Below are 26,509 nucleotides of genomic sequence, written 5' to 3' on the forward strand. Positions count from 1 at the left end.
GCTTAACTGCGGCTATTTTTGTCGTTCGAGCGGCCTTGATTGAGGGTTATCGTGAAACTGGATGAAATTGCGCGCCTGGCAGGCGTGTCGCGCACCACGGCCAGTTATGTCATTAATGGCAAAGCGCGGCAGTATCGTGTCAGCGACAAAACCGTTGAGAAAGTGATGGCGGTGGTGCGTGAGCACAATTACCACCCTAACGCGGTAGCGGCTGGTCTGCGCGCCGGGCGTACGCGTTCGATTGGCTTAGTTATTCCTGATCTTGAGAATACCAGTTATACCCGCATCGCAAACTACCTTGAGCGTCAGGCACGCCAGCGTGGCTATCAGCTGCTGATCGCCTGTTCGGAAGATCAGCCTGATAATGAGATGCGCTGCATTGAACATCTGCTACAACGGCAGGTTGATGCGATTATCGTCTCAACGTCGTTACCGCCAGAACATCCGTTTTACCAGCGCTGGATCAACGATCCACTACCGATTATCGCTTTAGACCGCGCGCTCGATCGTGAGCATTTTACCAGCGTGGTGGGTGCCGATCAGGATGACGCCTATACGCTGGCGGCGGAATTACGGCAGCTTGAGGTGAAAAATGTGCTGTTTCTCGGCGCATTGCCTGAGCTTTCGGTCAGTTTCCTGCGCGAGATGGGATTCCGTGAGGCGTGGAAAGAGGATACCCGTCCGATTGACTACATCTACTGCAACAGTTTTGAGCGCAGCGCGGCGGCGGCACTGTTCGAAAAGTATCTTGAAGATCACCCCATGCCTGAGGCGCTGTTCACCACCTCGTTTGGTCTGCTGCAGGGCGTAATGGATGTGACGCTGAAACGTGACGGGCGGCTTCCGACCGAGCTGGCTATTGCCACCTTTGGCGACCACGAATTACTGGACTTTCTGGAGTGTCCGGTGCTTGCGGTCGGTCAGCGTCACCGTGATGTGGCAGAGCGGGTACTGGAATTGGTTTTAGCCTCGTTAGACGAACCGAGAAAACCCAAACCGGGCTTAACCCGCATCCGGCGTAATTTATACCGACGTGGACAATTAAGTCGGAAAGTTAAATGAGTCCTGGGCAGTATTACTGCTGCCCACCATTTTAAATTGCCGTTATGACATTGACAAAAAAATTGCCCGAGGTAAAAAAGCGTAAATTCTGCTCATTGAATCTAACAAATCAAAAAGCTTTATTTATCTTATTTGTTTACATCTTCAACAAACCCACTTTCCCGTCTCGCCTGAAGGCGCTGGGCTTCCTTTCGGAAATCCCCTAAAATGCCGCCGCCGTCTCAGAAACCACGATAAATATTTAGCGCTTTACATTGCTCTATTTTTTAGCCGCTTTTTTGCTCGCCGCTATTTTTTATTCAGGTATTCATCGGTTTAATTTTTTATTTTTTCCCCTTTTTTTGAATATAACGTCATCGGACGCTAATTTTCCGACCTGTAAAGGGTGATATTCAACTGCCGCTCCGGCTTGACAAGGATTTCATCGGGTCCTTAAACTCGTTTCGTGGTAAAAAGTGGGATAAAGTGGCGTAAATGGGTATCCAGGGGGTAGGGCTGACATGTTCCGTGGAGCAACGTTAGTCAATCTCGACAGTAAAGGGCGGCTCGCTGTACCAATGCGATATCGCGATTTACTGAACGGGGAGTCTCAGGGGCAGATGGTCTGTACCATCGACCTCCACCAGCCATGTCTGTTGCTTTATACCCTGCCCGAATGGGAAATCATTGAAAAAAAGCTTGCTCGCTTATCCAGTATGAACCCGCTTGAGCGCCGCGTGCAGCGCCTGTTACTCGGGCATGCCAGTGAGTGTCAGATGGACAATGCAGGCCGCTTGTTGCTGGCGAATACGCTTCGTCAGCACGCAAAATTAACCAAAGAAGTGATGCTGGTTGGACAGTTCAACAAGTTTGAACTGTGGGATGAACAGACCTGGTATCAACAAGTCAGGGAAGATATTGACGCAGAACAGTCGGCTCAGGAGCCTTTATCTGAGCGGTTGCAGGACTTGTCGCTATAGCTATGCAGGAAAATTTTAAACATACCACCGTGCTGTTAGATGAGGCGGTTAACGGCCTCAACATCAGGGAAGACGGCATCTACATCGACGGCACATTTGGTCGTGGCGGTCATTCGCGCTTAATTCTTTCGCACCTTGGCGCGAAGGGAAAGCTGATCGCTATCGATCGTGACCCGCACGCTATTGCCGCGGCCGCTGAGATCACCGACCCGCGTTTCTCAATTATCCATGGTCCTTTTTCTGCGCTGGCGGAGTACGTTTCTGAGCGTGAATTAGTCGGTAAAATTGACGGTATTTTGCTCGATCTGGGCGTCTCTTCACCGCAACTGGATGATGCCGAACGCGGCTTTTCTTTTATGCGCGATGGGCCGCTGGATATGCGGATGGACCCGACGCGCGGGCATTCCGCCGCAGAGTGGTTACTCCACGCCGAAGAAGCGGACATCGCTTTCGTGCTGAAGACCTACGGTGAAGAACGTTTTGCTAAACGTATCGCCCGCGCCATTGTTGAGCGCAATCGCGAGCAGCCGATGACCCGGACCAGGGAACTGGCAGAGGTGATCGCCGCGCTACGCCGATCAAGGATAAGTTCAAGCATCCGGCAACGCGCAGTTTCCAGGCGATCCGCATCTGGATCAACAGTGAACTGGAAGAGATCGATATTGCGCTGAAAGGTGCGGTTGAGGTACTGGCGCCGCAGGGACGGCTATCGGTGATCAGCTTCCACTCGCTGGAAGATCGGCTGGTGAAGCGCTTTATGCGCGATCAGAGCCGCGGACCGCAAGTGCCTGCCGGAATACCAATGACCGAACAGCAGTTACGCGCGCTGGGCGGACGTGAACTGAAATTGCTGGGCAAACTGTCGCCGGGCGAAGCGGAAGTGGCTGAGAACCCACGCGCGCGCAGTTCGGTATTACGTATTGCGGAGAAGACCGACGCATGATCGGTAATGAGCGCCACAGCCTGCCGGCCGTGATTGGCGGGGATCTGCTGCGAAAAGGCAAGATCCCGTTTCTGCTGCTGATCGCGGTGCTGGTTTCTGCGGTACTGGTGGTCACCACCACGCATAAAACACGCTTGCTGACGGCGCAGCGTGAACAGCTGGTACTGGAGCGGGATGCGCTGGATATCGAGTGGCGCAACCTGATCCTGGAAGAGAACGCGCTGGGCGATCACAGTCGTGTTGAACGAATCGCAACCGAGAAGCTGCAATTGCAGCACGTTGATCCTTCACAAGAAAATATTGTGGTGCAGAAATAAGGACCTCAGATAGCGAATGAGCGGCGCAGGCAGAACGCTGAAGTTGAAGAAACCGGAAGATAAAGCCAGCTTTGTAAGCTGGCGTTTTGCGTTGCTGTGCGGCTGTATTTTGCTGGCGCTGGGTGGCTTACTGTCGCGTGTGGCCTGGCTGCAGGTCATTAACCCTGACAAGCTGGTGAAAGAGGGCGATCTGCGCTCGCTGCGCGTGCAGGCGGTGCCGACCTCGCGCGGCATGATCAGCGATCGTGCTGGCCGTCCGCTGGCGGTGAGCGTGCCGGTTAACGCCATCTGGGCGGATCCAAAAGAGCTGCATGCCGGTGGTGGCGTAACGCTGGACAGCCGCTGGAAGGCGCTGTCGGATGCGCTTTCCATTCCTCTCGACCAGCTGGCCGCGCGGGTGAATGCGAATCCTAAAGGCCGCTTTGTCTATCTGGCGCGCCAGGTCAATCCGGCCATCGGCGAGTATGTCAAAAAACTCAAGCTCCCCGGTATCCATCTGCGCGAAGAGTCACGTCGCTACTATCCGGCCGGACAGGTCACGTCCCATCTGATTGGTTTTACCAACATCGACGGTCAGGGCATTGAAGGCGTTGAGAAAAGCTTCGATAAGTGGCTGACCGGCGCACCGGGCGAACGTACAGTGCGAAAAGATCGCTTTGGCCGGGTGATTGAAGATATCTCCTCGGTCGACAGTCGCGCCGCCCATAACCTGACGCTGAGTATTGATGAGCGCTTACAGGCGCTGGTCTACCGCGAACTGAACAACGCCGTGGCCTTTAACAAAGCGGAATCGGGCACGGCTGTGCTGGTGGATGTGAATACCGGTGAAGTACTGGCGATGGCCAACAGCCCGGCGTACAACCCGAATAACCTCAGCAACACGCCAAAAGATCTGATGCGTAACCGCGCTATCACAGACATCTTTGAACCCGGCTCTACCGTCAAGCCCATGGTGGTGATGACGGCGCTGCAGCGTGGCGTAGTTAAAGAGAACAGCGTACTGAATACCGTGCCGTACCGCATTAATGGTCATGAGATCAAAGATGTGGCGCGCTACAGCGAACTGACCCTGACAGGGGTCTTACAGAAGTCGAGTAACGTCGGGGTTTCACGTCTGGCGTTAGCGATGCCTTCCTCAGCACTGGTAGATACTTACGCGCGCTTTGGACTGGGCAAACCGACCAATTTGGGGCTGGTCGGGGAAAGCAGTGGCTTATACCCTCAAAAACAACGGTGGTCTGACATAGAGAGGGCCACCTTCTCTTTCGGCTACGGGCTAATGGTAACGCCGTTACAGTTAGCGCGAGTCTACGCAACCATTGGCAGCTACGGCATTAATCGCCCACTGTCGATCACTAAAGTCGATCCGCCTGTCGCGGGACAACGCGTTTTCGATGAGTCACTGGTTAAAACCGTGATGCACATGATGGAAAGCGTGGCGCTGCCCGGTGGTGGCGGTGTCAAAGCGGCGATTAAAGGTTATCGCATCGCGATCAAAACCGGTACGGCAAAAAAGGTCGGGCCGGATGGACGCTACGTCAATAAATACATTGCTTATACCGCAGGTGTCGCGCCTGCCAGTCATCCTCGATTCGCGCTGGTAGTGGTGATCAACGATCCCCAGGCTGGCAAGTATTACGGTGGTGCGGTCTCTGCGCCGGTATTTGGTGCCATCATGGGTGGCGTATTGCGCACCATGAACATCGAGCCGGATGCGTTGCCGACCAATGACAAGAACGAGTTGGTGACTAACAGAAGTGAGGAATCAAGTGACAGATCGTAACCTGCGCGACTTACTCAGCCCCTGGGTGCCAGGCGCGCCGGCGCGTCCACTGCGTGACATGACACTGGATAGCCGTATTGCGGCATCCGGCGATCTGTTTGTCGCTGTTGCAGGCCATCAGGCTGACGGACGCCGTTTCATTCCGCAGGCGATTGCACAGGGCGTAACCGCCGTGATCGCGGAAGCGGAAGGGGAAGCGGTCGACGGCGAAATCCGTGAAATGCACGGTGTACCGGTTATCTATCTGACGCAGCTGCATCAGCGCCTTTCGGCACTGGCTGGCCGTTTTTATCAGCAGCCGGGTGAAAAGCAGACGCTGATTGGCGTCACCGGGACCAACGGTAAAACCACCACCACCCAGCTGCTGGCGCAGTGGGCCAGCCTGCTGGGCGAAACCAGTGCGGTCATGGGGACGGTAGGTAACGGATTGATCGGTCAGCTTATCCCGGCTGAAAACACCACCGGCTCGGCGGTCGATGTTCAGCATCTGCTGCACGATCTGGCAGAACAGGGCGCCACGCTGACTGCGATGGAAGTCTCGTCGCACGGGCTGGTTCAGCATCGTGTGGCAGCACTGCCGTTTGCGGCCGCGGTGTTCACCAATCTCAGCCGCGATCACCTCGATTATCACGGGGATATGCAGCGCTATGAGTCCGCTAAATGGCTGCTGTTCTCTGAGCATCAGGTCGGACAGGCGATTCTCAACGCCGATGATGAAGTCGGTCGTCGCTGGCTGGCAAATCTGCCTGATGCGGTCGCCGTAACGATGGAAAATAATTTACAGCCTGGCTGTCACGGCCGCTGGCTGAAAGCCGACGCAGTGCAGTATCACGATAACGGCGCGCATATCCGTTTCAGCTCCAGCTGGGGCGAAGGCGAAATCGACAGCCGTCTGATGGGCGCGTTCAACGTCAGTAATTTACTGCTGGCGCTGGCGACGCTGCTGGCGCTCGACTATCCGCTTGATGCGCTGATCAACACCGCACCGCAGTTACAGCCGGTCAATGGCCGGATGGAAGTATTCAGCGCGGCTGGCAAACCGACGGTGGTGGTGGATTATGCCCATACGCCGGATGCGCTGGAAAAAGCGCTGGAAGCGGCACGTCTGCACTGCAAAGGCCAGCTGTGGTGTCTGTTTGGCTGCGGCGGCGATCGCGACAAAGGCAAACGTCCATTGATGGGAGCCATCGCTGAGCAGTTCGCCGATCGGGTGGTGATCACCGATGACAATCCACGCAGCGAAGATCCACAGGCAATTGTGCAGGACATTCTGACCGGCTTGCTGGACCCGGGCCGTGCCCGCGTCGTCGCGGGCCGCGCGCAGGCGGTCACCAGCACCATCATGCAGGCGCAGCCTGACGATATCGTGCTGGTGGCGGGTAAAGGCCACGAAGATTACCAGATCATTGGCAATCGCCGGCTGGACTACTCCGATCGCGCCACGGTAGCGGCACTGCTGGGAGGCGCGGCATGATCCCGATCTCCTTACATACCCTCGCTGAAATCACCGGCGGCACGCTGTATGGCAGTGATTTAACCCTGACTGACGTCACCACCGACACCCGCAAGGTGACGGCGGGCAGCCTGTTTGTCGCGATAGTGGGTGAGCGTTTTGATGCCCATGACTTTGTCGGCGATGCGATTGCCAACGGCGCGCAGGCATTGCTGGTGAGTCAGCATTTACCCGTCGCGGTACCCCAGGTAGTGGTTGACGATACCCGACTCGGCTTTGGCAGGCTGGCGGCCTGGGTTCGCCAGCAGGCGACCGCCCGCGTAGTGGCGCTGACCGGTTCATCCGGTAAAACCTCGGTTAAAGAGATGACCGCGTCGATCCTGCGTCAGTGCGGCGAAACACTCTATACCGCCGGTAACCTTAATAACGATTTTGGCGTCCCGATGACGCTGCTGCGTCTGACGGCAGAACATCACTATGCAGTGATTGAGCTGGGCGCTAATCATCAGGGCGAGATCGCCTACACCACCGATCTGGTGCGACCGGAAAGCGCGCTGGTGAATAACCTGGCCGCGGCGCATCTGGAAGGCTTTGGCTCGCTGGCCGGTGTTGCCAAAGCCAAAGGCGAAATTTTTATGGGATTGCCCGCCAACGGCACGGCAATCCTCAATGCGGATAGCAACGACTGGCCAAACTGGCAGGCGCATCTGCAGGACCAGACGGTCTGGCGCTTTTCGCCTGATGCGACAGGTTGTGACTTCGCTGCCCGTGATATCACCATTGCGCAGGATGGCACCCACTTTGTGATGGTGACGCCGCGCGGTGAGGTGGCGATTACGCTGCCGCTGCCGGGACGACACAATATCGCCAACGCGCTGGCCGCCGCGGCGCTGGCGCTGTCGGTTGATGCGCCGCTGAGCGCAGTACAGCAAGGTCTGAAAACCTTGCAGTCGGTGCCAGGGCGTTTATTCCCGATACGCTTAAACGCGCACCAGCTGTTGCTGGATGACAGCTACAACGCCAACGTTGGATCGATGACCGCCGCGGCGCAGGTGCTGTCAGAAATGCCGGGTTACCGGGTGATGGTGACCGGGGATATGGCGGAACTGGGTGATGAAAGCGAGCAGTGCCACCGTGAAGTCGGGCTGGCGGCACGTGCCGCGGGTATCGATCGGGTGCTGAGCGTGGGCAGCGTGAGTCAGTTGATCAGCGAGAGCAGTGGCGCTGGTGAACATTTCAGCGATAAAACCGCGCTGACTGAACGTTTGCGTCAGCTGTTGTCCGAACACAAAGAAATGACTGTCTTGATTAAGGGTTCGCGTAGTGCCGCCATGGAGCAGGTAGTACAGAGCTTACAGGAGAAAGGAACATGTTAGTTTGGCTGGCCGAGCATCTGGTCGCTTTTTATTCCGGCTTCAACGTCTTTTCGTATCTGACGTTTCGCGCCATTGTCAGCCTGCTGACCGCGTTATTTATTTCGCTGTGGATGGGACCGCGCCTGATTGCCTGGCTGCAAAAATTGCAGATTGGCCAGGTGGTGCGTAACGATGGCCCGGAATCGCATTTCAGTAAGCGCGGTACGCCGACCATGGGCGGCATCATGATCCTCACCTCCATTACCATCTCGGTGCTGATGTGGGCCTACCCATCTAACCCCTATGTCTGGTGCGTTCTGGTGGTACTGATTGGATTCGGGATCATCGGTTTTGTCGATGACTACCGCAAAGTGGTGCGCAAAGACACGAAAGGCCTGATTGCCCGCTGGAAATATTTCTGGATGTCAGTGATTTCGCTTGGCGTCGCGTTCGCGCTTTATGTGGCGGGAAAAGATACGCCCGCTACGCAGCTGGTGGTGCCGTTTTTCAAAGACATCATGCCGCAGCTTGGCCTGTTTTATGTGGTGCTGGCCTACTTTGTGATTGTTGGTACCGGCAACGCCGTCAACCTGACTGATGGCCTTGATGGGCTGGCGATTATGCCGACGGTGTTTGTCGCGGCGGGCTTCGCACTGGTCGCCTGGGCAACCGGTAACGTGAAGTTTGCCGAGTACCTGCATATTCCTTATCTGCGTCATGCCGGTGAGCTGGTGATCGTCTGTACCGCCATCGTCGGGGCAGGGCTGGGGTTCCTGTGGTTCAACACCTATCCAGCCCAGGTCTTTATGGGTGATGTGGGATCGCTGGCGTTAGGGGGCGCGCTGGGTACCATTGCAGTGCTACTACGTCAGGAGTTTTTACTGGTGATCATGGGCGGCGTATTTGTGGTTGAAACGCTGTCGGTGATCCTGCAGGTGGGATCGTTTAAGTTGCGCGGTCAGCGTATTTTCCGCATGGCGCCGATCCATCACCACTATGAACTGAAGGGCTGGCCGGAACCGCGCGTCATTGTGCGCTTCTGGATTATTTCGCTAATGCTGGTGCTGATTGGCCTGGCCACGCTGAAGGTGCGTTAATCATGGCTGACTATCGGGGTAGAAAAGTTGTCATCATCGGGTTAGGCCTGACCGGTCTCTCCTGTGTTGATTTCTTTTTAGCGCAGGGTGTAACGCCTCGCGTGATGGACACCCGTGTGTCGCCGCCGGGGCTGGAGAAATTGCCAGCGCGGGTGGAACGCCATCTGGGCGGCATTAACGCTGACTGGCTGCTGGATGCCGACCTGATTGTCGCCAGCCCGGGTGTCGCGCTGGCGCATCCGATTCTGAGCGAAGCGGTCGACGCCGGGATTGAAATCGTCGGCGATATCGAGCTGTTCTGCCGTGAAGCGCAGGCACCGATTGTGGCGATTACCGGCTCCAACGGCAAAAGCACCGTCACCACGCTGGTAGGCGAGATGGCGAAAGCCGCGGGCTGGCAGGTGGGCGTAGGCGGGAATATCGGTCTGCCGGCGCTGAGCCTGCTGCAATCACCGGCGCAACTTTATGTGCTGGAGCTCTCCAGTTTCCAGCTTGAAACCACTCACAGCCTGAAAGCGGCGGCGGCGACCGTGCTTAACGTCACCGAAGACCACATGGATCGCTATCCGCTCGGCATGCAGCAGTATCGCGCCGCCAAGCTGCGTGTCTATGAAAATGCGCAGGTCTGTGTGGTCAATGCCGATGATGCCCTGACCATGCCGGTTCGTGGCGCGGATGCGCGCTGCATCAGCTTTGGTATCGATTTTGGTGACTATCACCTCAATAAGCAGCAGGGCAGCGTCTGGCTGAGGGTGAAGGGCGAGAAGGTACTGAACACCGCTGAAATGAAGCTGGTCGGGCAACACAACTATACCAATGCGCTGGCTGCACTGGCGCTGGCCGATGCGGTCGGCCTGCCTCGTGCCTCCAGCCTGGCGGCGCTCACCAGCTTTAACGGTCTGGCGCATCGCTTTCAGCTGGTACATGAGCATCAGGGCGTGCGCTGGATCAATGACTCCAAAGCGACCAACGTGGGCAGCACCGAAGCCGCGCTGAATGGTCTGCAGGTCAGCGGGACCTTATGGCTGCTGCTAGGCGGCGACGGCAAATCAGCCGATTTCTCCCCGCTGACGCCTTATCTGCAGGGCGATAATCTGCGGATCTACTGCTTTGGTCGGGATGGCGATGCGCTGGCCGCGCTGCGCCCTGAGATTGCCGTACGCACGGAAACGCTGCGTGAGGCGATGGAGCAGATCGCCCCGCAGGTGAAGTCAGGCGACATGGTGCTGCTGTCACCGGCCTGCGCCAGTCTCGATCAGTTCCGCAATTTCGAGCAGCGTGGCGAACAGTTCGCGCAACTGGTGAAGGAGCTGAGCTGATGCGTATTCCCGGCGCCGGACTGGCGCGTTTCTTCTCAGGCCGCCTGCAGGATTGGGTGATGGGTTCGCGTGAAAGCGATGACACTTCGCTGGTGCTGTATGACCGCACGCTGCTGTGGCTGACGCTCGGCCTGGCGGTGATTGGTTTTGTGATGGTGACTTCCGCCTCCATGCCGGTGGGTCAGCGTCTTAATGACGATCCGTTTTACTTCGCCAAGCGTGATGCGTTTTATATCGCGCTGGCAATCGGCATAGCGCTGGTGACGCTGCGGATACCGATGGACTTCTGGCAGCGCTACAGCAACGTCATGCTGATGGCCTCGGTGGCGATGCTGCTGATTGTGCTGGTGGTCGGTAGCTCGGTGAACGGGGCATCGCGCTGGATCGCGCTCGGACCGCTGCGTATTCAGCCAGCTGAACTCTCCAAGCTAACCCTGTTCTGCTATCTCGCCAGCTATCTGGTGCGCAAAGTGGAAGAGGTGCGTAACAACTTCTGGGGCTTCTGTAAGCCGATGGGCGTGATGGTGGTGCTGGCGGTGCTGCTGCTGGCGCAGCCGGACCTCGGTACCGTGGTGGTGCTGTTCGTCACCACGCTGGCGATGCTGTTCCTGGCAGGGGCCAAACTGTGGCAGTTCCTGGCGATTATCGGCTCAGGCATCTTTGCTGTGGTGCTGTTGATCATCGCAGAACCTTACCGTATGCGTCGCGTCACGTCGTTCTGGAACCCGTGGGAAGATCCGTTCGGCAGCGGCTACCAGCTGACGCAGTCGCTGATGGCATTTGGGCGCGGTGAATTCTGGGGCCAGGGGCTGGGTAACTCGGTGCAGAAACTGGAATATCTGCCGGAAGCGCATACCGACTTTATTTTCTCGATTATCGGTGAAGAACTCGGCTACATCGGTGTGGTTATGGCGCTGTTAATGGTATTCTTCGTCGCTTTTCGTGCGATGTCGATTGGCCGTCGCGCACTGGAGCTGGATCAGCGTTTTTCGGGCTTTCTTGCCTGTTCAATCGGGGTCTGGTTTAGCTTTCAGGCGCTGGTTAACGTCGGCGCGGCAGCCGGTATGTTACCGACTAAAGGTCTGACGCTGCCACTGATCAGTTATGGTGGGTCGAGTCTGATTATCATGTCGACCGCCATCGTCTTTTTGTTACGCATAGATTATGAAACGCGACTGGCAAAAGCGCAGGCGTTTACCCGAGGTGGTCGATGAGCAGTAAGCGATTGATGGTGATGGCGGGCGGAACCGGTGGGCATGTCTTTCCCGGTCTGGCTGTCGCCCATCATCTGATGGAACAGGGCTGGCAGGTCCGCTGGTTAGGTACCGCCGACCGTATGGAAGCGGATTTAGTGCCAAAGCACGGCATCGACATCGATTTTATCCGCATCAGCGGACTGCGGGGCAAAGGCCTCAAGGCGTTACTGCTGGCTCCGCTGCGCATCTTCAACGCCTGGCGTCAGGCGCGTCGCATCATGAAAGCCTGGCAACCAGATGTGGTATTGGGAATGGGCGGCTATGTTTCCGGACCGGGCGGCTTAGCGGCATGGAGCTGTGGCATTCCGGTGGTGCTGCATGAGCAGAACGGCATTGCTGGCCTGACCAACAAGTGGCTGGCGAAGATCGCGACCAAAGTGCTGCAGGCGTTTCCCGGTGCCTTTCCCCGGGCTGATGTGGTCGGCAATCCGGTACGTACCGATGTACTGGCACTGCCGCTGCCGGCTGAGCGTCTGGCCGGTCGCACCGGTCCGATCCGGGTTCTGGTGATTGGCGGCAGTCAGGGCGCGCGGGTGCTCAACCAGACATTGCCGCAGGTTGCCGCGGAGCTGGGCGAAGCGATCACTCTATGGCACCAGACCGGTAAAGGCGGGTTGCCGCTAGTGGAAAAAGCCTATCAGCAGGCCGGTCAGCCCCAGCACAAGGTCACTGAGTTTATTGATGATATGGCCGCCGCCTATGCCTGGGCTGATGTGGTGGTCTGTCGCTCCGGCGCCTTAACGGTGAGCGAAGTTGCCGCCGCGGGTTTACCGGCGATTTTCGTGCCGTTTCAGCACAAAGATCGCCAGCAGTACTGGAACGCGCTGCCGCTGGAAAAAGCTGGCGCGGCCCGAATTTTTGAGCAGCCGCAGTTTACGGCGGAGGCAGTCGCCGATCTGCTGCGCCACTGGGATCGCCCGACGTTACTGACGATGGCTGAGCAGGCCCGTCAGGTTGCGATCCCCGATGCGACCGACCGGGTCGCGCAGGAAGTGGCTCGCGCCGCAAAGTAATCATTCCGGTCAGCGCGTCTGACCCGTGCTCAGGTTGAGCACAAACTGAAAGAGCAGGTAATTGAGAGCGATGAATACACAACAATTGGCAAAACTGCGAACTATCGTGCCCGAGATGCGTCGCGTCCGGCACATCCACTTTGTCGGCATCGGCGGAGCGGGCATGGGCGGTATTGCCGAAGTGTTAGCAAATGAAGGCTACCATATCAGCGGTTCAGATCTGGCCCCTAACCCGGTGACTCAGAACCTGATTGCGTTGGGTGCCACCATTTATTTCAACCATCGCCCTGAGAATGTGACCGACGCCAGTGTAGTGGTGGTTTCCAGCGCCGTTGCGCAGGACAACCCTGAGCTGGTGGCTGCCCGCGAGCAGCGTATCCCGGTGATTCGCCGGGCCGAAATGCTGGCTGAGCTGATGCGTTTCCGTCATGGCATTGCCGTTGCCGGCACCCATGGCAAAACCACCACCACGGCGATGGTATCGAGTATTTATGCAGAGGGCGGTCTCGATCCGACCTTTGTTAACGGCGGACTGGTAAAAGCAGCAGGCACCCATGCACGTCTGGGCAGCAGCCGTTATCTGATTGCGGAAGCGGATGAGAGCGATGCGTCGTTCCTGCATCTGCAACCGATGGTGGCGATTGTCACTAACATCGAAGCCGACCATATGGATACCTATCAGGGCGACTTCGAGAACCTGAAACAGACGTTTATTAATTTTCTGCACAACCTGCCGTTTTACGGTCGTGCTGTGCTGTGTGTAGATGATGTGGTGATCCGCGACCTGATCCCGCGAGTGGGGCGTCAAATTACCACTTACGGTTTCAGCGATGACGCCGACTTCCGCATTGAAAATTACCATCAGCGCGGCTCGCAGGGGCATTTTACCCTGGTGCGTCAGGACAAACCGCTGTTGCAGATCACCCTGAATGCGCCAGGTCGTCATAACGCGCTGAACGCGGCGGCGGCAGTGGCCGTAGCCAGCGAAGAGGGTATTGAGGACAACGCGATTCTGGCTGCGCTGGAAAGTTTTCAGGGCACCGGTCGCCGGTTTGATCTGTTGGGTGAATTCCCGACAGAACCGGTTAACGGTCAGGCTGGCAGTGCAATGCTGGTTGACGACTATGGACACCACCCGACCGAAGTGGACGCAACGATCAAAGCGGCGCGCGCCGGCTGGCCAGATAAAAAGCTGGTGATGGTGTTTCAGCCACATCGCTACACCCGTACCCGCGATCTGTTTGATGACTTCGCGAACGTGCTGTCGCAGGTCGATGTGCTGCTGATGCTGGATGTCTATTCGGCGGGCGAGACGGCGATCCCTGGCGCTGACAGCCGGTCGCTGTGCCGCGCGGTTCGCAATCGCGGCAAAGTAGACCCGATTCTGGTGCCTGAACATGACGCGCTGCCGGAAATGCTCGCGCCACTGCTGTCCGGTAACGATCTGATTCTGGTGCAGGGTGCCGGCAACGTCGGCAAGGTCGCCCGCAAGCTGGCGGACTGCAAACTGCAGCCGGAACGCAAAGCGGAGGATCGTCATGGCTGACAAAGTTGCCGTATTAATGGGCGGTACGTCCGCCGAACGCGAAGTTTCGCTGATGTCAGGTCAGGCTGTACTGGCCGGACTGCGGGAAAGCGGTATTGATGCGCATGCTGTCGACACCCGCGATGTGTCAGTGCTGACGCTCAAAGAGCAGGGCTTTACCAAAGCGTTTATCGCCCTGCATGGGCGTGGCGGTGAAGATGGTACGCTGCAGGCGGTGCTGGAGTTCCTGCAGTTACCCTATACCGGCAGCGGTGTCATGGCGTCGGCAGTGACCATGGACAAGCTCCGCACCAAACTGCTGTGGCAGGGACGCGGGTTGCCGTCGGGTCAGTTTGTCTGGCTGACGCGCCAGCAGTTCGATAGCGGACTGGATGCCGCGACAGATGCAGCCATCGCGGCGCTGGGTCTGCCCTTATTCGTTAAGCCCGCCTGTGAGGGCTCCAGCGTCGGGATCAGTCGGGTCAATGCACTGAGTGACTTGCCTGACGCGCTGGCGACCGCGTTTCAACACGACGATAACGTGCTGGTTGAAGCGTTTCTCAGCGGCGCGGAGTACACGGTGGCGATTGTTGGCGATCGTATCCTGCCCTCTATCGAAATAAAGAGCGCCAGCGAGTTCTATGACTATGAAGCAAAATATATTTCTGACGATACTCAGTACGTCTGCCCGGCTGATCTGAGCCCGGCGCGAGAAGCGGAGTTGCAGCAGCTGGTGCTGGCGGCCTGGCATGCGCTTGGCTGTCGTGGCTGGGGCAGAGTCGATGTGATGACCGATGAGGCGGGCAACTTCCAGCTGCTGGAAGCCAATACCTCGCCGGGAATGACCAGCCACAGCCTGGTGCCAATGGCGGCGAAACAGGCGGGCATGAGCTTCGCGCAGCTGGTTGCGCATATTCTGGAGTTGGCCGACTGATATGTCACAGGCGGCGATGAGAGTTCGAAATCGTGAACCGCAGGAGCGTATACGCACCGGGCGCAGTAACGGCGCCCGATTGTTCGGCATCGTTTTTTTGCTGATCGTAATCGGGATTATGATTTCTGGCGGGCTGGTGGTGCTGAAGTGGATGAACGATGCATCGCGGCTGCCGTTGTCAAAGCTGGTGGTGACCGGGCAAACCCATTACACCACCCATGATGACATTCGCCAGGCGATTTTATCGCTCGGCGCGCCGGGCACCTTTATGTCGCAGGATGTGGATATTCTGCAGCAGCAGATTGAGCGGCTGCCGTGGATTAAGCAGGTCAGCGTGCGTAAACAGTGGCCGGACGAACTGAAAATCCATCTGGTGGAGTATACGCCGGTGGCGCGCTGGAACGATCTGCATATGGTGGACGCCGATGGCGTCTCCTTCAGCGTGCCAGCGAACCATAGAGGTAAAGAGACTTTGCCGATGCTGTATGGGCCAGAAGGCAGTGAAAAAGAGGTGCTGGCGGGTTATCACAGCATGGACGATGTCCTGAAGGCGAGAAAGTTTACCCTGAAGGTCGCGTCGATGACGGCCCGGCGCTCATGGCAGCTGGTCACCAGCGACGATGTACGCATCGAACTGGGACGCAGCGATACCATGAAGCGCCTGAACCGCTTTATTGAGCTCTACCCGGTGCTGCAACAGCAAGGTCAGAACGAGAGCAAACGTATCAGCTACGTGGATTTACGATACGACTCGGGCGCCTCTGTTGGCTGGACGCCGGTCGTGATGGAGCCACAGGACAGTAATCAGCAACAGAACCAGGCACAGGCTAAACAACAATGATCAAGGCAACGGACAGAAAACTGGTAGTTGGACTCGAAATTGGCACCGCGAAGGTTGCCGCCCTGGTTGGGGAAATTCTGCCCGATGGTATGGTCAACATTATTGGGGTGGGCAGCTGTCCGTCCCGCGGTATGGATAAAGGTGGCGTGAATGACCTTGAGTCGGTGGTGAAATGCGTACAGCGCGCCATCGATCAGGCTGAGCTGATGGCAGATTGCCAGATTTCCTCCGTCTACCTTGCGTTATCGGGCAAACATATTAGTTGTCAGAACGAAATCGGGATGGTTCCGATTTCCGAAGAGGAAGTGACTCAGGATGATGTGGAGAACGTAGTGCATACCGCTAAGTCGGTGCGTGTGCGTGACGAGCATCGCATCCTGCATGTTATTCCTCAGGAGTACGCCATCGATTATCAGGAAGGGATCAAAAATCCGGTCGGTCTGTCCGGGGTGCGCATGCAGGCAAAAGTGCATCTGATCACCTGTCACAACGATATGGCGAAAAATATCGTCAAAGCCGTTGAACGTTGTGGCCTGAAAGTTGACCAATTGATTTTTGCCGGCCTGGCCTCCAGTTTTGCGGTCTTAACTGAAGACGAACGTGAGCTGGGTGTCTGTGTTGTCGATATTGGTGGCGGTACAATGGACATTGCCGTATATACCGGCGGCGCTTTACGGCACACTAAGGTTATTCCGTATGCAGGTAATGTGGTCACCAGCGACATCGCCTATGCATTTGGTACACCGCCGACCGATGCTGAAGCGATCAAAGTGCGTCACGGTTGCGCGCTGGGCTCGATTGTCGGCAAAGATGAGAACGTTGAAGTGCCCAGCGTCGGTGGACGTCCACCACGCAGCCTGCAGCGTCAGACGCTGGCTGAAGTGATTGAGCCGCGTTATACCGAGCTTTTGAATCTGGTCAATGACGAGATTCTGCAGTTACAGGAACAACTGCGTCAGCAGGGCGTGAAGCACCACCTGGCCGCGGGCATAGTCCTGACCGGCGGTGCGGCGCAAATTGAAGGACTGGCGGCCTGTGCGCAACGCGTATTCCATACGCAGGTGCGCATCGGACAACCGCTGAATATTACCGGCTTAACTGACTATGCGCAGGAGTCATACTACTCCACCGCGGTGGGACTGTTGCATTACGGCAAAGAGTCGCACATGAACGGCGATGCAGAGACCGAAAAACGGGTCTCAGTAGGCAACTGGTTCAAGCGCATCAATAGTTGGTTGAAAAAAGAGTTTTAATTTTTGTGAAAGGGGATCATGCTGTTTTCTTTAGTGATCTCCAGGCGACAGGCACATAACGGAGAGAAATCATGTTTGAACCTATGGAATTAACCAATGACGCGGTGATTAAAGTCATCGGCGTCGGCGGTGGCGGCGGTAACGCCGTAGAACACATGGTACGCGAACGTATCGAAGGTGTAGAATTCTTTGCTGTGAATACCGACGCGCAAGCGCTGCGTAAAACAGCTGTCGGCCAGACGATTCAGATCGGTAATAACATTACCAAAGGTCTGGGTGCGGGTGCGAACCCGGAAGTGGGCCGTAACTCTGCAGAAGAAGATCGCGAAGCACTGCGTTCTGCGCTGGAAGGGGCAGACATGGTGTTCATCGCAGCGGGCATGGGCGGCGGTACTGGTACCGGTGCAGCGCCTGTGGTGGCTGAAGTGGCGAAGGATCTCGGTATCCTGACCGTTGCTGTCGTCACCAAGCCGTTCAACTTCGAAGGCAAGAAGCGCATGGCGTTTGCCGAGCAGGGGATCGCGGAACTTTCTAAGCATGTCGATTCACTGATTACTATTCCAAACGACAAGCTGCTGAAGGTACTGGGTCGTGGCATCTCTCTGCTGGATGCCTTTGGCGCGGCCAATGACGTGCTGAAAGGCGCGGTTCAGGGCATTGCCGAACTGATTACCCGTCCGGGTCTGATGAACGTCGACTTTGCTGACGTGCGCACCGTGATGTCCGAAATGGGCTACGCGATGATGGGTTCAGGCGTCGCCTGTGGCGAAGACCGTGCGGAAGAAGCGGCTGAAATGGCGATCTCCAGCCCACTGCTGGAAGATATCGACCTGTCTGGCGCGCGCGGCGTGCTGGTCAACATCACGGCTGGTTTCGACCTGCGTCTGGACGAGTTCGAAACCGTGGGTAACACTATCCGCGCCTTCGCTTCTGACAACGCTACCGTGGTGATTGGTACCTCACTCGATCCGGAAATGAACGACGAACTGCGCGTCACCGTGGTGGCAACCGGTATCGGCATGGATAAACGTCCAGAAATTACGCTGGTTACTAACAAGCCAGCCAGCCAGCCGGTAATGGATCATCGCTATCAGCAGCACGGTATGTCACCGCTGCCGCAGGAGCAGAAACCGGCAGCAAAAGTGGTTAACGACCAGGCTGCGCAATCGAACAAAGAGCCAGACTACCTTGATATTCCGGCATTTTTGCGTAAGCAGGCCGATTAGGATTAACCCTATAATTGGGATTCTCCGCTCTTTGTGCTAAAGTATCTGCCCGCTGGTAAAGTATACTGGCGGTCGGAAAGGTAATATTGCGAGATAATACGATGATCAAACAAAGGACACTAAAACGTATTGTTCAGGCGACGGGTGTCGGTTTACATACCGGCAAGAAAGTCACCCTGACACTACGCCCTGCGTCGGCTAATACCGGGGTCATCTATCGTCGCACCGACTTGAATCCACCGGTAGATTTTCCGGCTGATGCAAAATACGTGCGCGACACCATGCTGAGTACCTGCCTAGTGAATGATGAAGGCGTGCGTATTTCAACGGTCGAACACCTTAATGCCGCTCTGGCGGGTCTGGGTATTGATAACATTATTGTTGAAGTCGATGCACCGGAAATCCCGATTATGGACGGCAGCGCAGCACCGTTTATCTATCTGCTGATGGATGCGGGTATCGAGCAGCTCAACAGCGCGAAGAAATTCGTGCGTGTTAAGCAGACCGTGCGTGTGGAAGAGGGTGACAAATGGGCCGAGATCAAACCGTACAACGGTTTCTCGCTCGACTTCACCATCGACTTCAAACACCCGGCGATCGATTCCAGCTCGCAGCGTTATGCGATGAACTTCTCTGCTAACGCCTTTGTTCGGCAAATCAGCCGCGCGCGTACATTTGGCTTTATGCGTGAAATCGAATATCTGCAGTCTAAAGGCCTGTGCCTGGGCGGTAGCTTAGATTGTGCGATAGGTCTGGATGATTTCCGCGTACTGAATGAAGAAGGCCTGCGTTTTGAAGACGAGTTTGTCCGTCACAAAATGCTGGACGCTATCGGCGACCTGTTTATGTGTGGTCATAACATCATTGGCGCATTTACTGCGTTCAAATCGGGCCACGCGCTGAACAACAAGTTGCTGCAAGCGGTTCTGGCTAAGCAGGAAGCCTGGGAATGGGCAACCTTCGAAGACGAAGCTGAACTGCCGCTGGCATTCAAAGCACCGAATCTGGTTCTGGCTTAATTACCTCAGAATGTGAAACGGCTGGTTATGCTGACACCCTCTCCGGTCAGCGGCGCCAGCCGTTTTTTTATTGCCTCCGCTCCTGCTACTGCTGACTGCAACCCTGCTCGCAACGCATTGTCTGTTTTGCTGAATTGATGAACAATCGCGCGCAATTTCTCGCATCGCCACTTTAATCCCAGGTGTGGATGCCCCACATTAGTGATACTATCTCTGGCGCTTTTACAGGCTGAATACCGCTGCAGCTCGCGGCGGGCGAACGATAATAAGAGCGCAACAGAGCGTGCGCGATGGAAAGGTTGTGATCGGAATTCTTCTGCGCTGGCGACAATTAGGTAGACGCTATTTCTGGCCTCATCTCCTGTTAGGGATGGTCGCGGCCAGTCTCGGCTTACCTGCCTGTGCGCAAAGTTCTGAACTCAATACCTCGTCTGAATCGCCGGCCAGTAGCCTGTTTATGGGTAACGCCGCGCGCTTTGATCACCTGATTCGCCTTCAGGAAGCGGCACGTCGTCCCAGTTTCAATGTCGACTACTGGCATCAGCACGCCATCCGCACCGTTATTCGCCATCTCTCTTTCACGCTGACGCCCCAGGCGCAGGCTGAACAACAAGCATTGCCGCTGGCGGCACAAAAGCTGGCGCTGATCGATTCGCTGCATGACTTACTGACATCCCACTCTGCGCTGCGTGCTGCGCCGCAGACGCTCTCCACGCCGCCTCTGTTTACCGCGACAACCCGCTCATGGGTTGAATGGCATGCCCGCGTGCATGGTATTCGCGCCGGACCCGCCCGATTGTTCTGCTAATATTTTTGGTTTTATTCACTCTGTTTAGATTTCGCAGTCCGGAATGCTCCGGCTGAATTGAGAATATATTTATTATGTTAAGCAAAATATTAACCAAGGTTTTTGGTAGCAGTAACGATCGTACGCTGCGTCGTATGCGCAAAGTGGTAGACGTCATCAATAAGATGGAGCCCGATTTTGAGAAGCTCTCTGATGATGAACTCAAAGCTAAAACTGACCTGTTCCGCGAACGCCTGAAAAAAGGTGAATCACTGGAAAGCCTGATCCCGGAAGCATTCGCAACCGTGCGTGAAGCGAGTAAACGCGTGTTCGGGATGCGTCACTTTGACGTGCAGCTGATCGGCGGCATGGTGTTGAACGATCGCTGCATCGCTGAGATGCGTACCGGTGAAGGTAAAACGCTGACCGCAACGCTGCCAGCCTACCTGAATGCGCTGTCCGGTAAAGGCGTTCACGTGGTTACCGTCAACGACTATCTGGCACAGCGTGATGCGGAAAACAACCGGCCGCTGTTTGAGTTCCTTGGGTTAAGCATTGGTATCAACATGTCGGGCCTGCCGGCAGTGGCGAAGCGTGAAGCTTATGCAGCAGACATTACCTACGGTACCAACAACGAATATGGCTTTGACTACCTGCGCGACAACATGGCTTTCAGCCCGGAAGAGCGTGTACAGCGTAAACTGCACTATGCGTTGGTGGATGAAGTTGACTCCATCCTGATCGATGAAGCGCGTACGCCGCTGATCATTTCGGGACCGGCAGAAGATAGTTCTGAGCTCTACACCAAAGTGAACAAAATCATCCCGCATCTGGTTCGCCAGGATAAAGAAGACACCGAAACCCATCAGGGTGAAGGCGACTTCTGGGTCGATGAAAAAGCGCGCCAGGCGCATATGTCTGAACGCGGACTGGTCAAAGTAGAAGAACTGCTGGTCAGTCAGGGCATTATGGAAGCGGGCGAATCCCTCTATTCGCCGACCAACATTATGCTGATGCACCACGTCACCGCGGCACTGCGCGCCCATGCGCTGTTTACCCGCGATGTGGATTACATCGTGAAAGATGGCGAAGTGGTGATCGTCGATGAACATACCGGTCGTACCATGCAGGGTCGTCGCTGGTCTGACGGTCTGCATCAGGCGATTGAAGCTAAAGAAGGGGTAGATATCCAGAACGAGAATCAGACGCTGGCCTCTATCACTTTCCAGAACTACTTCCGTATATACGAAAAACTGGCCGGTATGACCGGTACGGCGGACACCGAAGCGTTCGAATTCAGCTCTATCTACAAGCTCGATACCATTGTGGTGCCGACCAACCGTCCGATGGTGCGTAAAGATCTGCCCGATCTGGTCTATATGACCGAGAAAGAGAAGATCGATGCGATTATCGAAGATATCCGGGAGCGGACCGCCAATGGCCAGCCGGTGCTGGTCGGAACCATCTCGATTGAAAAATCGGAAGTGGTCTCGAATGAACTGACGCGCGCCGGTATCAAACATAATGTTCTGAACGCCAAATTCCACGCCCGCGAAGCGGAAATCGTGGCCCAGGCGGGTCAGCCAGGTGCCGTCACCATTGCGACCAACATGGCTGGACGTGGTACCGATATTATGCTCGGCGGCAGCTGGCACGCCGAAGTCGCTGAACTGGAAAACCCGACCGAAGCACAAATCGAAGAGATCAAAACCGCATGGCAGATTCGTCATGACGCGGTACTGGCATCAGGCGGTTTGCACATTGTGGGTACCGAGCGTCACGAATCGCGTCGTATCGATAACCAGCTGCGTGGTCGTGCCGGTCGTCAGGGTGATGCCGGTTCTTCCCGCTTCTACCTGTCAATGGAAGATGCGCTGATGCGTATTTTTGCCTCGGATCGCGTCTCAAATATGATGCGTAAACTGGGGATGAAGCCAGGTGAAGCAATTGAGCACCCGTGGGTCACCAAAGCGATTGCTAACGCGCAGCGTAAAGTAGAAAGCCGTAACTTCGATATTCGTAAGCAGCTGCTGGAATATGACGATGTGGCCAACGATCAGCGTCGCGCCATCTACAGCCAGCGTAACGAACTGCTGGATGTGTCGGATGTGAGCGAAACCATCAACAGCATTCGCCATGACGTTTATAAAGTGACCATCGATACCTACATCCCGCCGCAGTCACTGGAAGAGATGTGGGATGTGCCAGGTCTGGAAGAGCGTCTGCGTACCGATTTTGACCTTAACCTGCCGATTGCGGAATGGCTGGATAAAGAACCCGATCTGCATGAAGAGGTGCTGCGTGAGCGCATCATGACGCATGCGATGGAGAACTATGCCGCCAAAGAAGAGGTGGTTGGCGCTGAGATGATGCGTAACTTCGAAAAAGGCGTGATGTTGCAGACGCTGGATTCGCTGTGGAAAGAGCATCTGGCGGCGATGGACTACCTGCGTCAGGGTATTCATCTGCGTGGTTATGCGCAGAAGGATCCGAAGCAGGAGTACAAACGTGAGTCGTTCGCTATGTTTGCCGCCATGCTGGAGTCACTGAAATATGAAGTGATCAGTACGCTGAGCAAGGTGCAGGTGCGGATGCCGGAAGAGGTTGAAGCGATGGAGCAGCAACGTCGCGAAGAGGCGGAACGTCTGGCCCAGCAGCAGCAACTGAGCCACGTTGAAGAAGAGACGCTGGCGGCAGAAGCGCTGGCGCAGCAGAGTGGCGAACGTAAAGTCGGACGCAACGATCCCTGCCCATGTGGCTCAGGTAAAAAGTATAAGCAGTGCCACGGTCGTCTGGCCTGAGATTAAGCATTGATGAAAAAGGAGCCTCTGGCTCCTTTTTTATTGCCACTGCGTTGCGTCAGCAGCTTTGAGCCGGATGACGGGGGCAGGCCAAAGCGATTAACATCCGCCACACCCTGTTTTACACTCAACCTTCATTCATCCAACATTACCAGGATATTCTTCATGAAGCACCTGCAGGTCGCGGTTGGTATTATCCGCAATGTCGATAAACAGATTTTCCTTGCCCAGCGCGCGGCAACCTCCTATATGGCCAATAAATGGGAATTTCCCGGCGGCAAGATTGAAGCGGGTGAGAGCGCTGAGCAGGGGCTGATTCGCGAGTTACAGGAAGAGACCGGCATTGAGGTTACCGAGGCGCGTCCGATTGGCCAGGCTGACCACAGTTATGAGGATTTGCGGGTAACGCTGCATTTCTTCCTGGTCGAAGGCTGGAAAGGAGATCCGTGGGGCAAAGAGGGACAGCCGCAGCGCTGGGTTGATCAGCAGGCGCTGGTCGCTGAGGAGTTTCCACCGGCTAACCACCCATTGATTGCTCGCCTGGTCGCCGGCGAGTTCTGACAGGGTGGAGCCGTCGGCTCCACCTGACGATTAATGGTCCTCTTCACTCCAGTTATCGCTGTCATTCAGATCGCCGCTGCTGGGAATACGTTTCTCTTCAGCGGCCCATTCACCTAAATCGATCAGCTGGCAGCGCTTGCTGCAAAACGGCCGCCACGGGCTGAGCTCATCCCAGATTACATCTTTGCCGCACTGTGGACAGGCGACGGTCATCACTTCTTGCTGCATATTCACCTCTAACAACAGGCCAGTTGAAAATTGAGACGGGCCGGAACCTCGCCACGCTCATTATCAAGCGGCATAAATCGAATGGCATAACGGCTTTTATGTCCGGAGACCTGCGGATAGAGCGCATCCTCCAGCGACAGCTGCAGGCGCAGCAGGTCTGCGCCTTCAGCATTGTCCTGATAAAAGCCATTCAGGCTGGTCTGGTTACGAAACGTGCCTGACTGACGGATTAGATCGAGGATCATCGCCAGCGCATGATGCAGCGGCACCAGTGTCTGCATCCAGGCCTCGACCTGGGCATCGCGCGCTTCCTGTGGCAGGTGCAGCCAGATGTGCAGGCCGGGCAAATCAAAACTACAGCAGCCGCCAGGAATACTCAGGCGCTGACGCACCAGCGCAATCAGGCGATCCTCACGCAGTTGCTGCCCCATTCGCGGCGCATTCATCAGCTGGGTTGCCTGCACTTTTAACTTGTCACGCAGAGTATCGACCAGCGTCATATCGACGCCGGGCACATCAGCCCAGGCGCGTAACTTCTGCTGCTGGCGCTCGAGCTCTTTCAGTAATTCGGTACGCATATCGCCGCGCTCAAAAATATCGAGCAGTTCGCCGATCAGACGAAAAAAAGTCAGGGCATTGACGGTCCTATCCAGCGGGGTGGTCTCATCTAACTGATTAATCAGAAACTCAACCCGTAGCCAGGTGCGCATTTTTTCATTCAGGGGATGTTCAAACAGAACGGGTGTGCTCATGGTGTTAATCCTGTTGCGTTGCCGCCAGCCTGAGGTAGCGCTGATGAAGTTCGGCAACCTGTGGCAATGCGTCTTCAGGCTCGCCACTGTTATCAATAATGTCATCGGCACAGGCGAGGCGTTGTTGCCGCGTGGCCTGTGCCGCAAGAATACGTTGCGCCTGAGCAAGTGAAATCTGGTCGCGCTGCCGGGTGCGGGCGATCTGCGTCGCTTCGTCGACATCAATCACCAGTACCCGATCAGCCTGGTGCTGCAGCTGATTTTCCACCAGTAATGGCACTACCCACAGCACATAAGGCGAAGAGGCTTCGGCGATCAGCTGTTGGGTACGGGCGTTAATCAGCGGATGCAGCAGTGCGTTTAACCAGTTTTTCTCTTCCGGCGTCTGAAAAATAATATCGCGTAACCGCGCACGATCCAGACTGCCCTGTTCGGTCAGGATAGCGGCACCGTAACGCGCTGCTATCGCCTGTAACGCGGGTGTACCAGGCTCAACGACTTCCCGCGCAATCAGGTCAGCATCGATAATGTTGACCCCGAACGCAGCGAACTGCCTGGCAATCGAGCTTTTACCGCTACCGATTCCCCCTGTCAGCGCTATGGTATAGGGCCTATTTCCCATCTGACTTCTCTTTTGGACACAGGTTCATGTTAAGAGACTGGTGCACAAACGAAAAAATGCGCGCCAGATCACAACGATAACACTCAGCTAAATTTAACGGATTGTAGCGTAAATAAAGTGAAATTCGCAGTCTTGTCGCCGGACGATACGCGCGTATCATAAGGTCACTGGAGCCGTGCTGGCTTCGCGAACGACTGTTCGTTGCCACTCACCAGGACATCACAGATGCGTATTGAAGAAGATTTGAAACTGGGCTTTAAAGACGTCTTAATCCGCCCAAAACGCTCCACGCTGAAAAGCCGCTCACAGGTCGAGCTGGAACGCAGTTTTACCTTTAAACACTCCGGCCTGAGCTGGAGTGGGGTGCCCGTCATTGCCGCCAATATGGATACCGTCGGTACCTTTCTGATGGCAGAAGCGCTGGCCAGCTTTAATATTCTGACGGCAGTGCATAAGCATTACAGCGTAGATGACTGGCGTGCATTCATTCAGCGCGTACCCGATTCAGTTCTGAACTCAGTAATGGTCTCTACCGGAACCTCTGAAGCGGATTTCACTAAGCTGAACACCATTCTGGCATTGTCAGAAAAATTACAGTTTATCTGCATCGACGTAGCCAATGGCTATTCACAGCATTTTGTCGATTTTCTGCAGCGCGCCCGTGAAGCCTTCCCAGGCAAAACCATCTGTGCCGGGAATGTGGTGACCGGAGAAATGGTCGAAGAGCTGATTCTGTCCGGAGCCGATATTGTCAAAGTGGGCATAGGACCCGGCTCGGTCTGTACCACACGGGTGAAGACCGGCGTGGGTTATCCGCAGCTCTCTGCGGTGATCGAGTGTGCTGACGCGGCGCATGGCCTGAGTGGTCAGATTGTCAGTGATGGCGGATGTTCAGTGCCGGGCGATATTGCCAAAGCCTTTGGCGGCGGCGCCGATTTCGTGATGCTGGGCGGAATGCTGGCAGCGCACGATGAATGCGAAGGGCGGGTTGTGGAAGAAAATGGCGAAAGTTTCATGCTGTTTTATGGCATGAGTTCAGAGTCGGCAATGAAGCGTCACGTCGGTGGTGTGGCAGAATACCGTGCAGCGGAAGGGAAAACCGTAAAGTTGCCGTTGCGCGGCCCGGTAGCTGAAACCGCACGCGATATTCTGGGCGGCCTGCGCTCAGCCTGCACCTATGTGGGTGCCGAGCGTCTGAAAGAGCTGACGAAACGCACAACCTTTATTCGGGTAGCCGAGCAGGAAAACCGCGTTTTTAATCGTTAATGATTCAGCGAGTGTCAGTGATGGATAACTGAGGATGGAGGGTTAATGATGGATGATCGGTCAGCGGCGGTCAGGCATTGTCCGTCAGTTCCGATACCGGCGCACCAGGCGTGGTCTAGGGTTGCTCACCCATCGTC

The 26,509-nt window shown here is 56.0% G+C and carries 23 protein-coding genes and 1 pseudogene; 21 read left to right on the top strand and 3 right to left on the bottom strand.

Translation table 11 applies throughout. The features are described from left to right. Window positions 1-51: 51 nt before the first annotated feature. The 20 genes and pseudogenes from cra (at window position 52) to mutT (ending at window position 23,504) form a co-directional block, all read left to right on the top strand. Window positions 52-1,062 carry a catabolite repressor/activator gene (cra, locus tag HA41_RS01410; RefSeq protein WP_094119256.1) on the top strand — a complete coding sequence of 337 codons (1,011 nt, stop codon included), beginning with the start codon at window positions 52-54 and terminating at the stop codon, window positions 1,060-1,062. Between the two features lie 500 nt (window positions 1,063-1,562). Beyond that, window positions 1,563-2,021 (top strand): division/cell wall cluster transcriptional repressor MraZ, encoded by a 459-nt coding sequence (gene mraZ / locus HA41_RS01415; RefSeq protein ID WP_094119257.1) that lies wholly within the window; start codon window positions 1,563-1,565, stop codon window positions 2,019-2,021. 2 nt (window positions 2,022-2,023) lie between these two features. Further along, window positions 2,024-2,964: pseudogene (gene rsmH / locus HA41_RS01420) on the top strand (16S rRNA (cytosine(1402)-N(4))-methyltransferase RsmH). Then, window positions 2,961-3,281, top strand: a complete 321-nt coding sequence (gene ftsL, locus HA41_RS01425) for a cell division protein FtsL (RefSeq protein WP_094119258.1) — start codon at window positions 2,961-2,963, stop codon at window positions 3,279-3,281. Before rsmH ends, ftsL begins: the two are co-directional and overlap by 4 nt. 16 nt (window positions 3,282-3,297) lie before the next feature. Continuing rightward, the gene (locus HA41_RS01430) at window positions 3,298-5,064 is read left to right on the top strand and encodes a peptidoglycan glycosyltransferase FtsI (protein ID WP_094119259.1); all 1,767 of its coding nucleotides are present in this window, start codon (window positions 3,298-3,300) and stop codon (window positions 5,062-5,064) included. Continuing rightward, window positions 5,051-6,538, top strand: a complete 1,488-nt coding sequence (murE, locus tag HA41_RS01435) for a UDP-N-acetylmuramoyl-L-alanyl-D-glutamate--2,6-diaminopimelate ligase (protein ID WP_094119260.1) — start codon at window positions 5,051-5,053, stop codon at window positions 6,536-6,538. Before HA41_RS01430 ends, murE begins: the two co-directional genes overlap by 14 nt. Further along, window positions 6,535-7,893, top strand: a complete 1,359-nt coding sequence (murF, locus tag HA41_RS01440; protein WP_094119261.1) for a UDP-N-acetylmuramoyl-tripeptide--D-alanyl-D-alanine ligase — start codon at window positions 6,535-6,537, stop codon at window positions 7,891-7,893. The genes murE and murF overlap by 4 nt, the downstream gene beginning before the upstream one ends. Beyond that, window positions 7,887-8,969, top strand: a complete 1,083-nt coding sequence (mraY, locus tag HA41_RS01445) for a phospho-N-acetylmuramoyl-pentapeptide-transferase (protein ID WP_094119262.1) — start codon at window positions 7,887-7,889, stop codon at window positions 8,967-8,969. Before murF ends, mraY begins: the two co-directional genes overlap by 7 nt. Before the next feature lie 2 nt (window positions 8,970-8,971). Further along, the gene (gene murD, locus HA41_RS01450; protein WP_094119263.1) at window positions 8,972-10,288 is read left to right on the top strand and encodes a UDP-N-acetylmuramoyl-L-alanine--D-glutamate ligase; all 1,317 of its coding nucleotides are present in this window, start codon (window positions 8,972-8,974) and stop codon (window positions 10,286-10,288) included. Continuing rightward, window positions 10,288-11,502, top strand: a complete 1,215-nt coding sequence (gene ftsW / locus HA41_RS01455; RefSeq protein WP_094119264.1) for a cell division protein FtsW — start codon at window positions 10,288-10,290, stop codon at window positions 11,500-11,502. Before murD ends, ftsW begins: the two co-directional genes overlap by 1 nt. Next, window positions 11,499-12,557 carry an undecaprenyldiphospho-muramoylpentapeptide beta-N-acetylglucosaminyltransferase gene (gene murG, locus HA41_RS01460; RefSeq protein WP_094119265.1) on the top strand — a complete coding sequence of 353 codons (1,059 nt, stop codon included), beginning with the start codon at window positions 11,499-11,501 and terminating at the stop codon, window positions 12,555-12,557. The genes ftsW and murG overlap by 4 nt, the downstream gene beginning before the upstream one ends. Window positions 12,558-12,627: 70 nt before the next feature. Then, the gene (gene murC / locus HA41_RS01465) at window positions 12,628-14,103 is read left to right on the top strand and encodes a UDP-N-acetylmuramate--L-alanine ligase (RefSeq protein ID WP_094119266.1); all 1,476 of its coding nucleotides are present in this window, start codon (window positions 12,628-12,630) and stop codon (window positions 14,101-14,103) included. After that, window positions 14,096-15,016, top strand: a complete 921-nt coding sequence (locus HA41_RS01470; protein WP_094119267.1) for a D-alanine--D-alanine ligase — start codon at window positions 14,096-14,098, stop codon at window positions 15,014-15,016. The genes murC and HA41_RS01470 overlap by 8 nt, the downstream gene beginning before the upstream one ends. Before the next feature lies 1 nt (window position 15,017). Further along, window positions 15,018-15,857 (top strand): cell division protein FtsQ, encoded by an 840-nt coding sequence (ftsQ, locus tag HA41_RS01475; RefSeq protein ID WP_094119268.1) that lies wholly within the window; start codon window positions 15,018-15,020, stop codon window positions 15,855-15,857. After that, window positions 15,854-17,110 (top strand): cell division protein FtsA, encoded by a 1,257-nt coding sequence (gene ftsA, locus HA41_RS01480; protein ID WP_003854739.1) that lies wholly within the window; start codon window positions 15,854-15,856, stop codon window positions 17,108-17,110. The genes ftsQ and ftsA overlap by 4 nt, the downstream gene beginning before the upstream one ends. Before the next feature lie 71 nt (window positions 17,111-17,181). Further along, complete coding sequence (gene ftsZ, locus HA41_RS01485) at window positions 17,182-18,336, top strand: cell division protein FtsZ (RefSeq protein ID WP_009092127.1); 1,155 nt, start codon at window positions 17,182-17,184, stop codon at window positions 18,334-18,336. 101 nt (window positions 18,337-18,437) lie between these two features. Continuing rightward, the gene (gene lpxC / locus HA41_RS01490) at window positions 18,438-19,355 is read left to right on the top strand and encodes a UDP-3-O-acyl-N-acetylglucosamine deacetylase (protein ID WP_094119269.1); all 918 of its coding nucleotides are present in this window, start codon (window positions 18,438-18,440) and stop codon (window positions 19,353-19,355) included. Window positions 19,356-19,656: 301 nt separating this feature from the next. Further along, a complete protein-coding gene (gene secM / locus HA41_RS01495; RefSeq protein WP_208612731.1) occupies window positions 19,657-20,163 on the top strand; it encodes a secA translation cis-regulator SecM in 507 nt (168 codons plus the stop codon). 74 nt (window positions 20,164-20,237) lie between these two features. Next, complete coding sequence (secA, locus tag HA41_RS01500; RefSeq protein WP_094119271.1) at window positions 20,238-22,943, top strand: preprotein translocase subunit SecA; 2,706 nt, start codon at window positions 20,238-20,240, stop codon at window positions 22,941-22,943. A gap of 165 nt (window positions 22,944-23,108) precedes the next feature. Next, window positions 23,109-23,504 (top strand): 8-oxo-dGTP diphosphatase MutT, encoded by a 396-nt coding sequence (mutT, locus tag HA41_RS01505; RefSeq protein WP_094119272.1) that lies wholly within the window; start codon window positions 23,109-23,111, stop codon window positions 23,502-23,504. Between the two features lie 30 nt (window positions 23,505-23,534). Here the strand turns inward: mutT and yacG are convergent, their stop codons facing one another. The 3 genes from yacG to coaE are packed head-to-tail and all read right to left on the bottom strand — an operon-like array spanning window position 23,535 to window position 25,106. Next, the gene (yacG, locus tag HA41_RS01510; RefSeq protein WP_031376700.1) at window positions 23,535-23,732 is read right to left on the bottom strand and encodes a DNA gyrase inhibitor YacG; all 198 of its coding nucleotides are present in this window, start codon (window positions 23,730-23,732) and stop codon (window positions 23,535-23,537) included. An 8-nt stretch (window positions 23,733-23,740) separates the two neighbouring features. Next, on the bottom strand, window positions 23,741-24,484 hold the full coding sequence (gene zapD, locus HA41_RS01515) for a cell division protein ZapD (RefSeq protein WP_094119273.1): 744 nt from the start codon (window positions 24,482-24,484) through the stop codon (window positions 23,741-23,743). A 4-nt stretch (window positions 24,485-24,488) separates the two neighbouring features. Further along, on the bottom strand, window positions 24,489-25,106 hold the full coding sequence (gene coaE / locus HA41_RS01520; RefSeq protein WP_094119274.1) for a dephospho-CoA kinase: 618 nt from the start codon (window positions 25,104-25,106) through the stop codon (window positions 24,489-24,491). Window positions 25,107-25,331: 225 nt separating this feature from the next. Here coaE and HA41_RS01525 point away from each other — a divergent pair, with 225 nt between their 5' ends. Then, entirely contained in the window at window positions 25,332-26,372 is a 1,041-nt protein-coding gene (locus HA41_RS01525; protein WP_094119275.1) for a GMP reductase, read from the top strand. Window positions 26,373-26,509 lie beyond the last annotated feature (137 nt).

The organism is Pantoea conspicua (assembly GCF_002095315.1).
GTDB classification, from domain to species: Bacteria; Pseudomonadota; Gammaproteobacteria; order Enterobacterales; family Enterobacteriaceae; genus Pantoea; species Pantoea conspicua.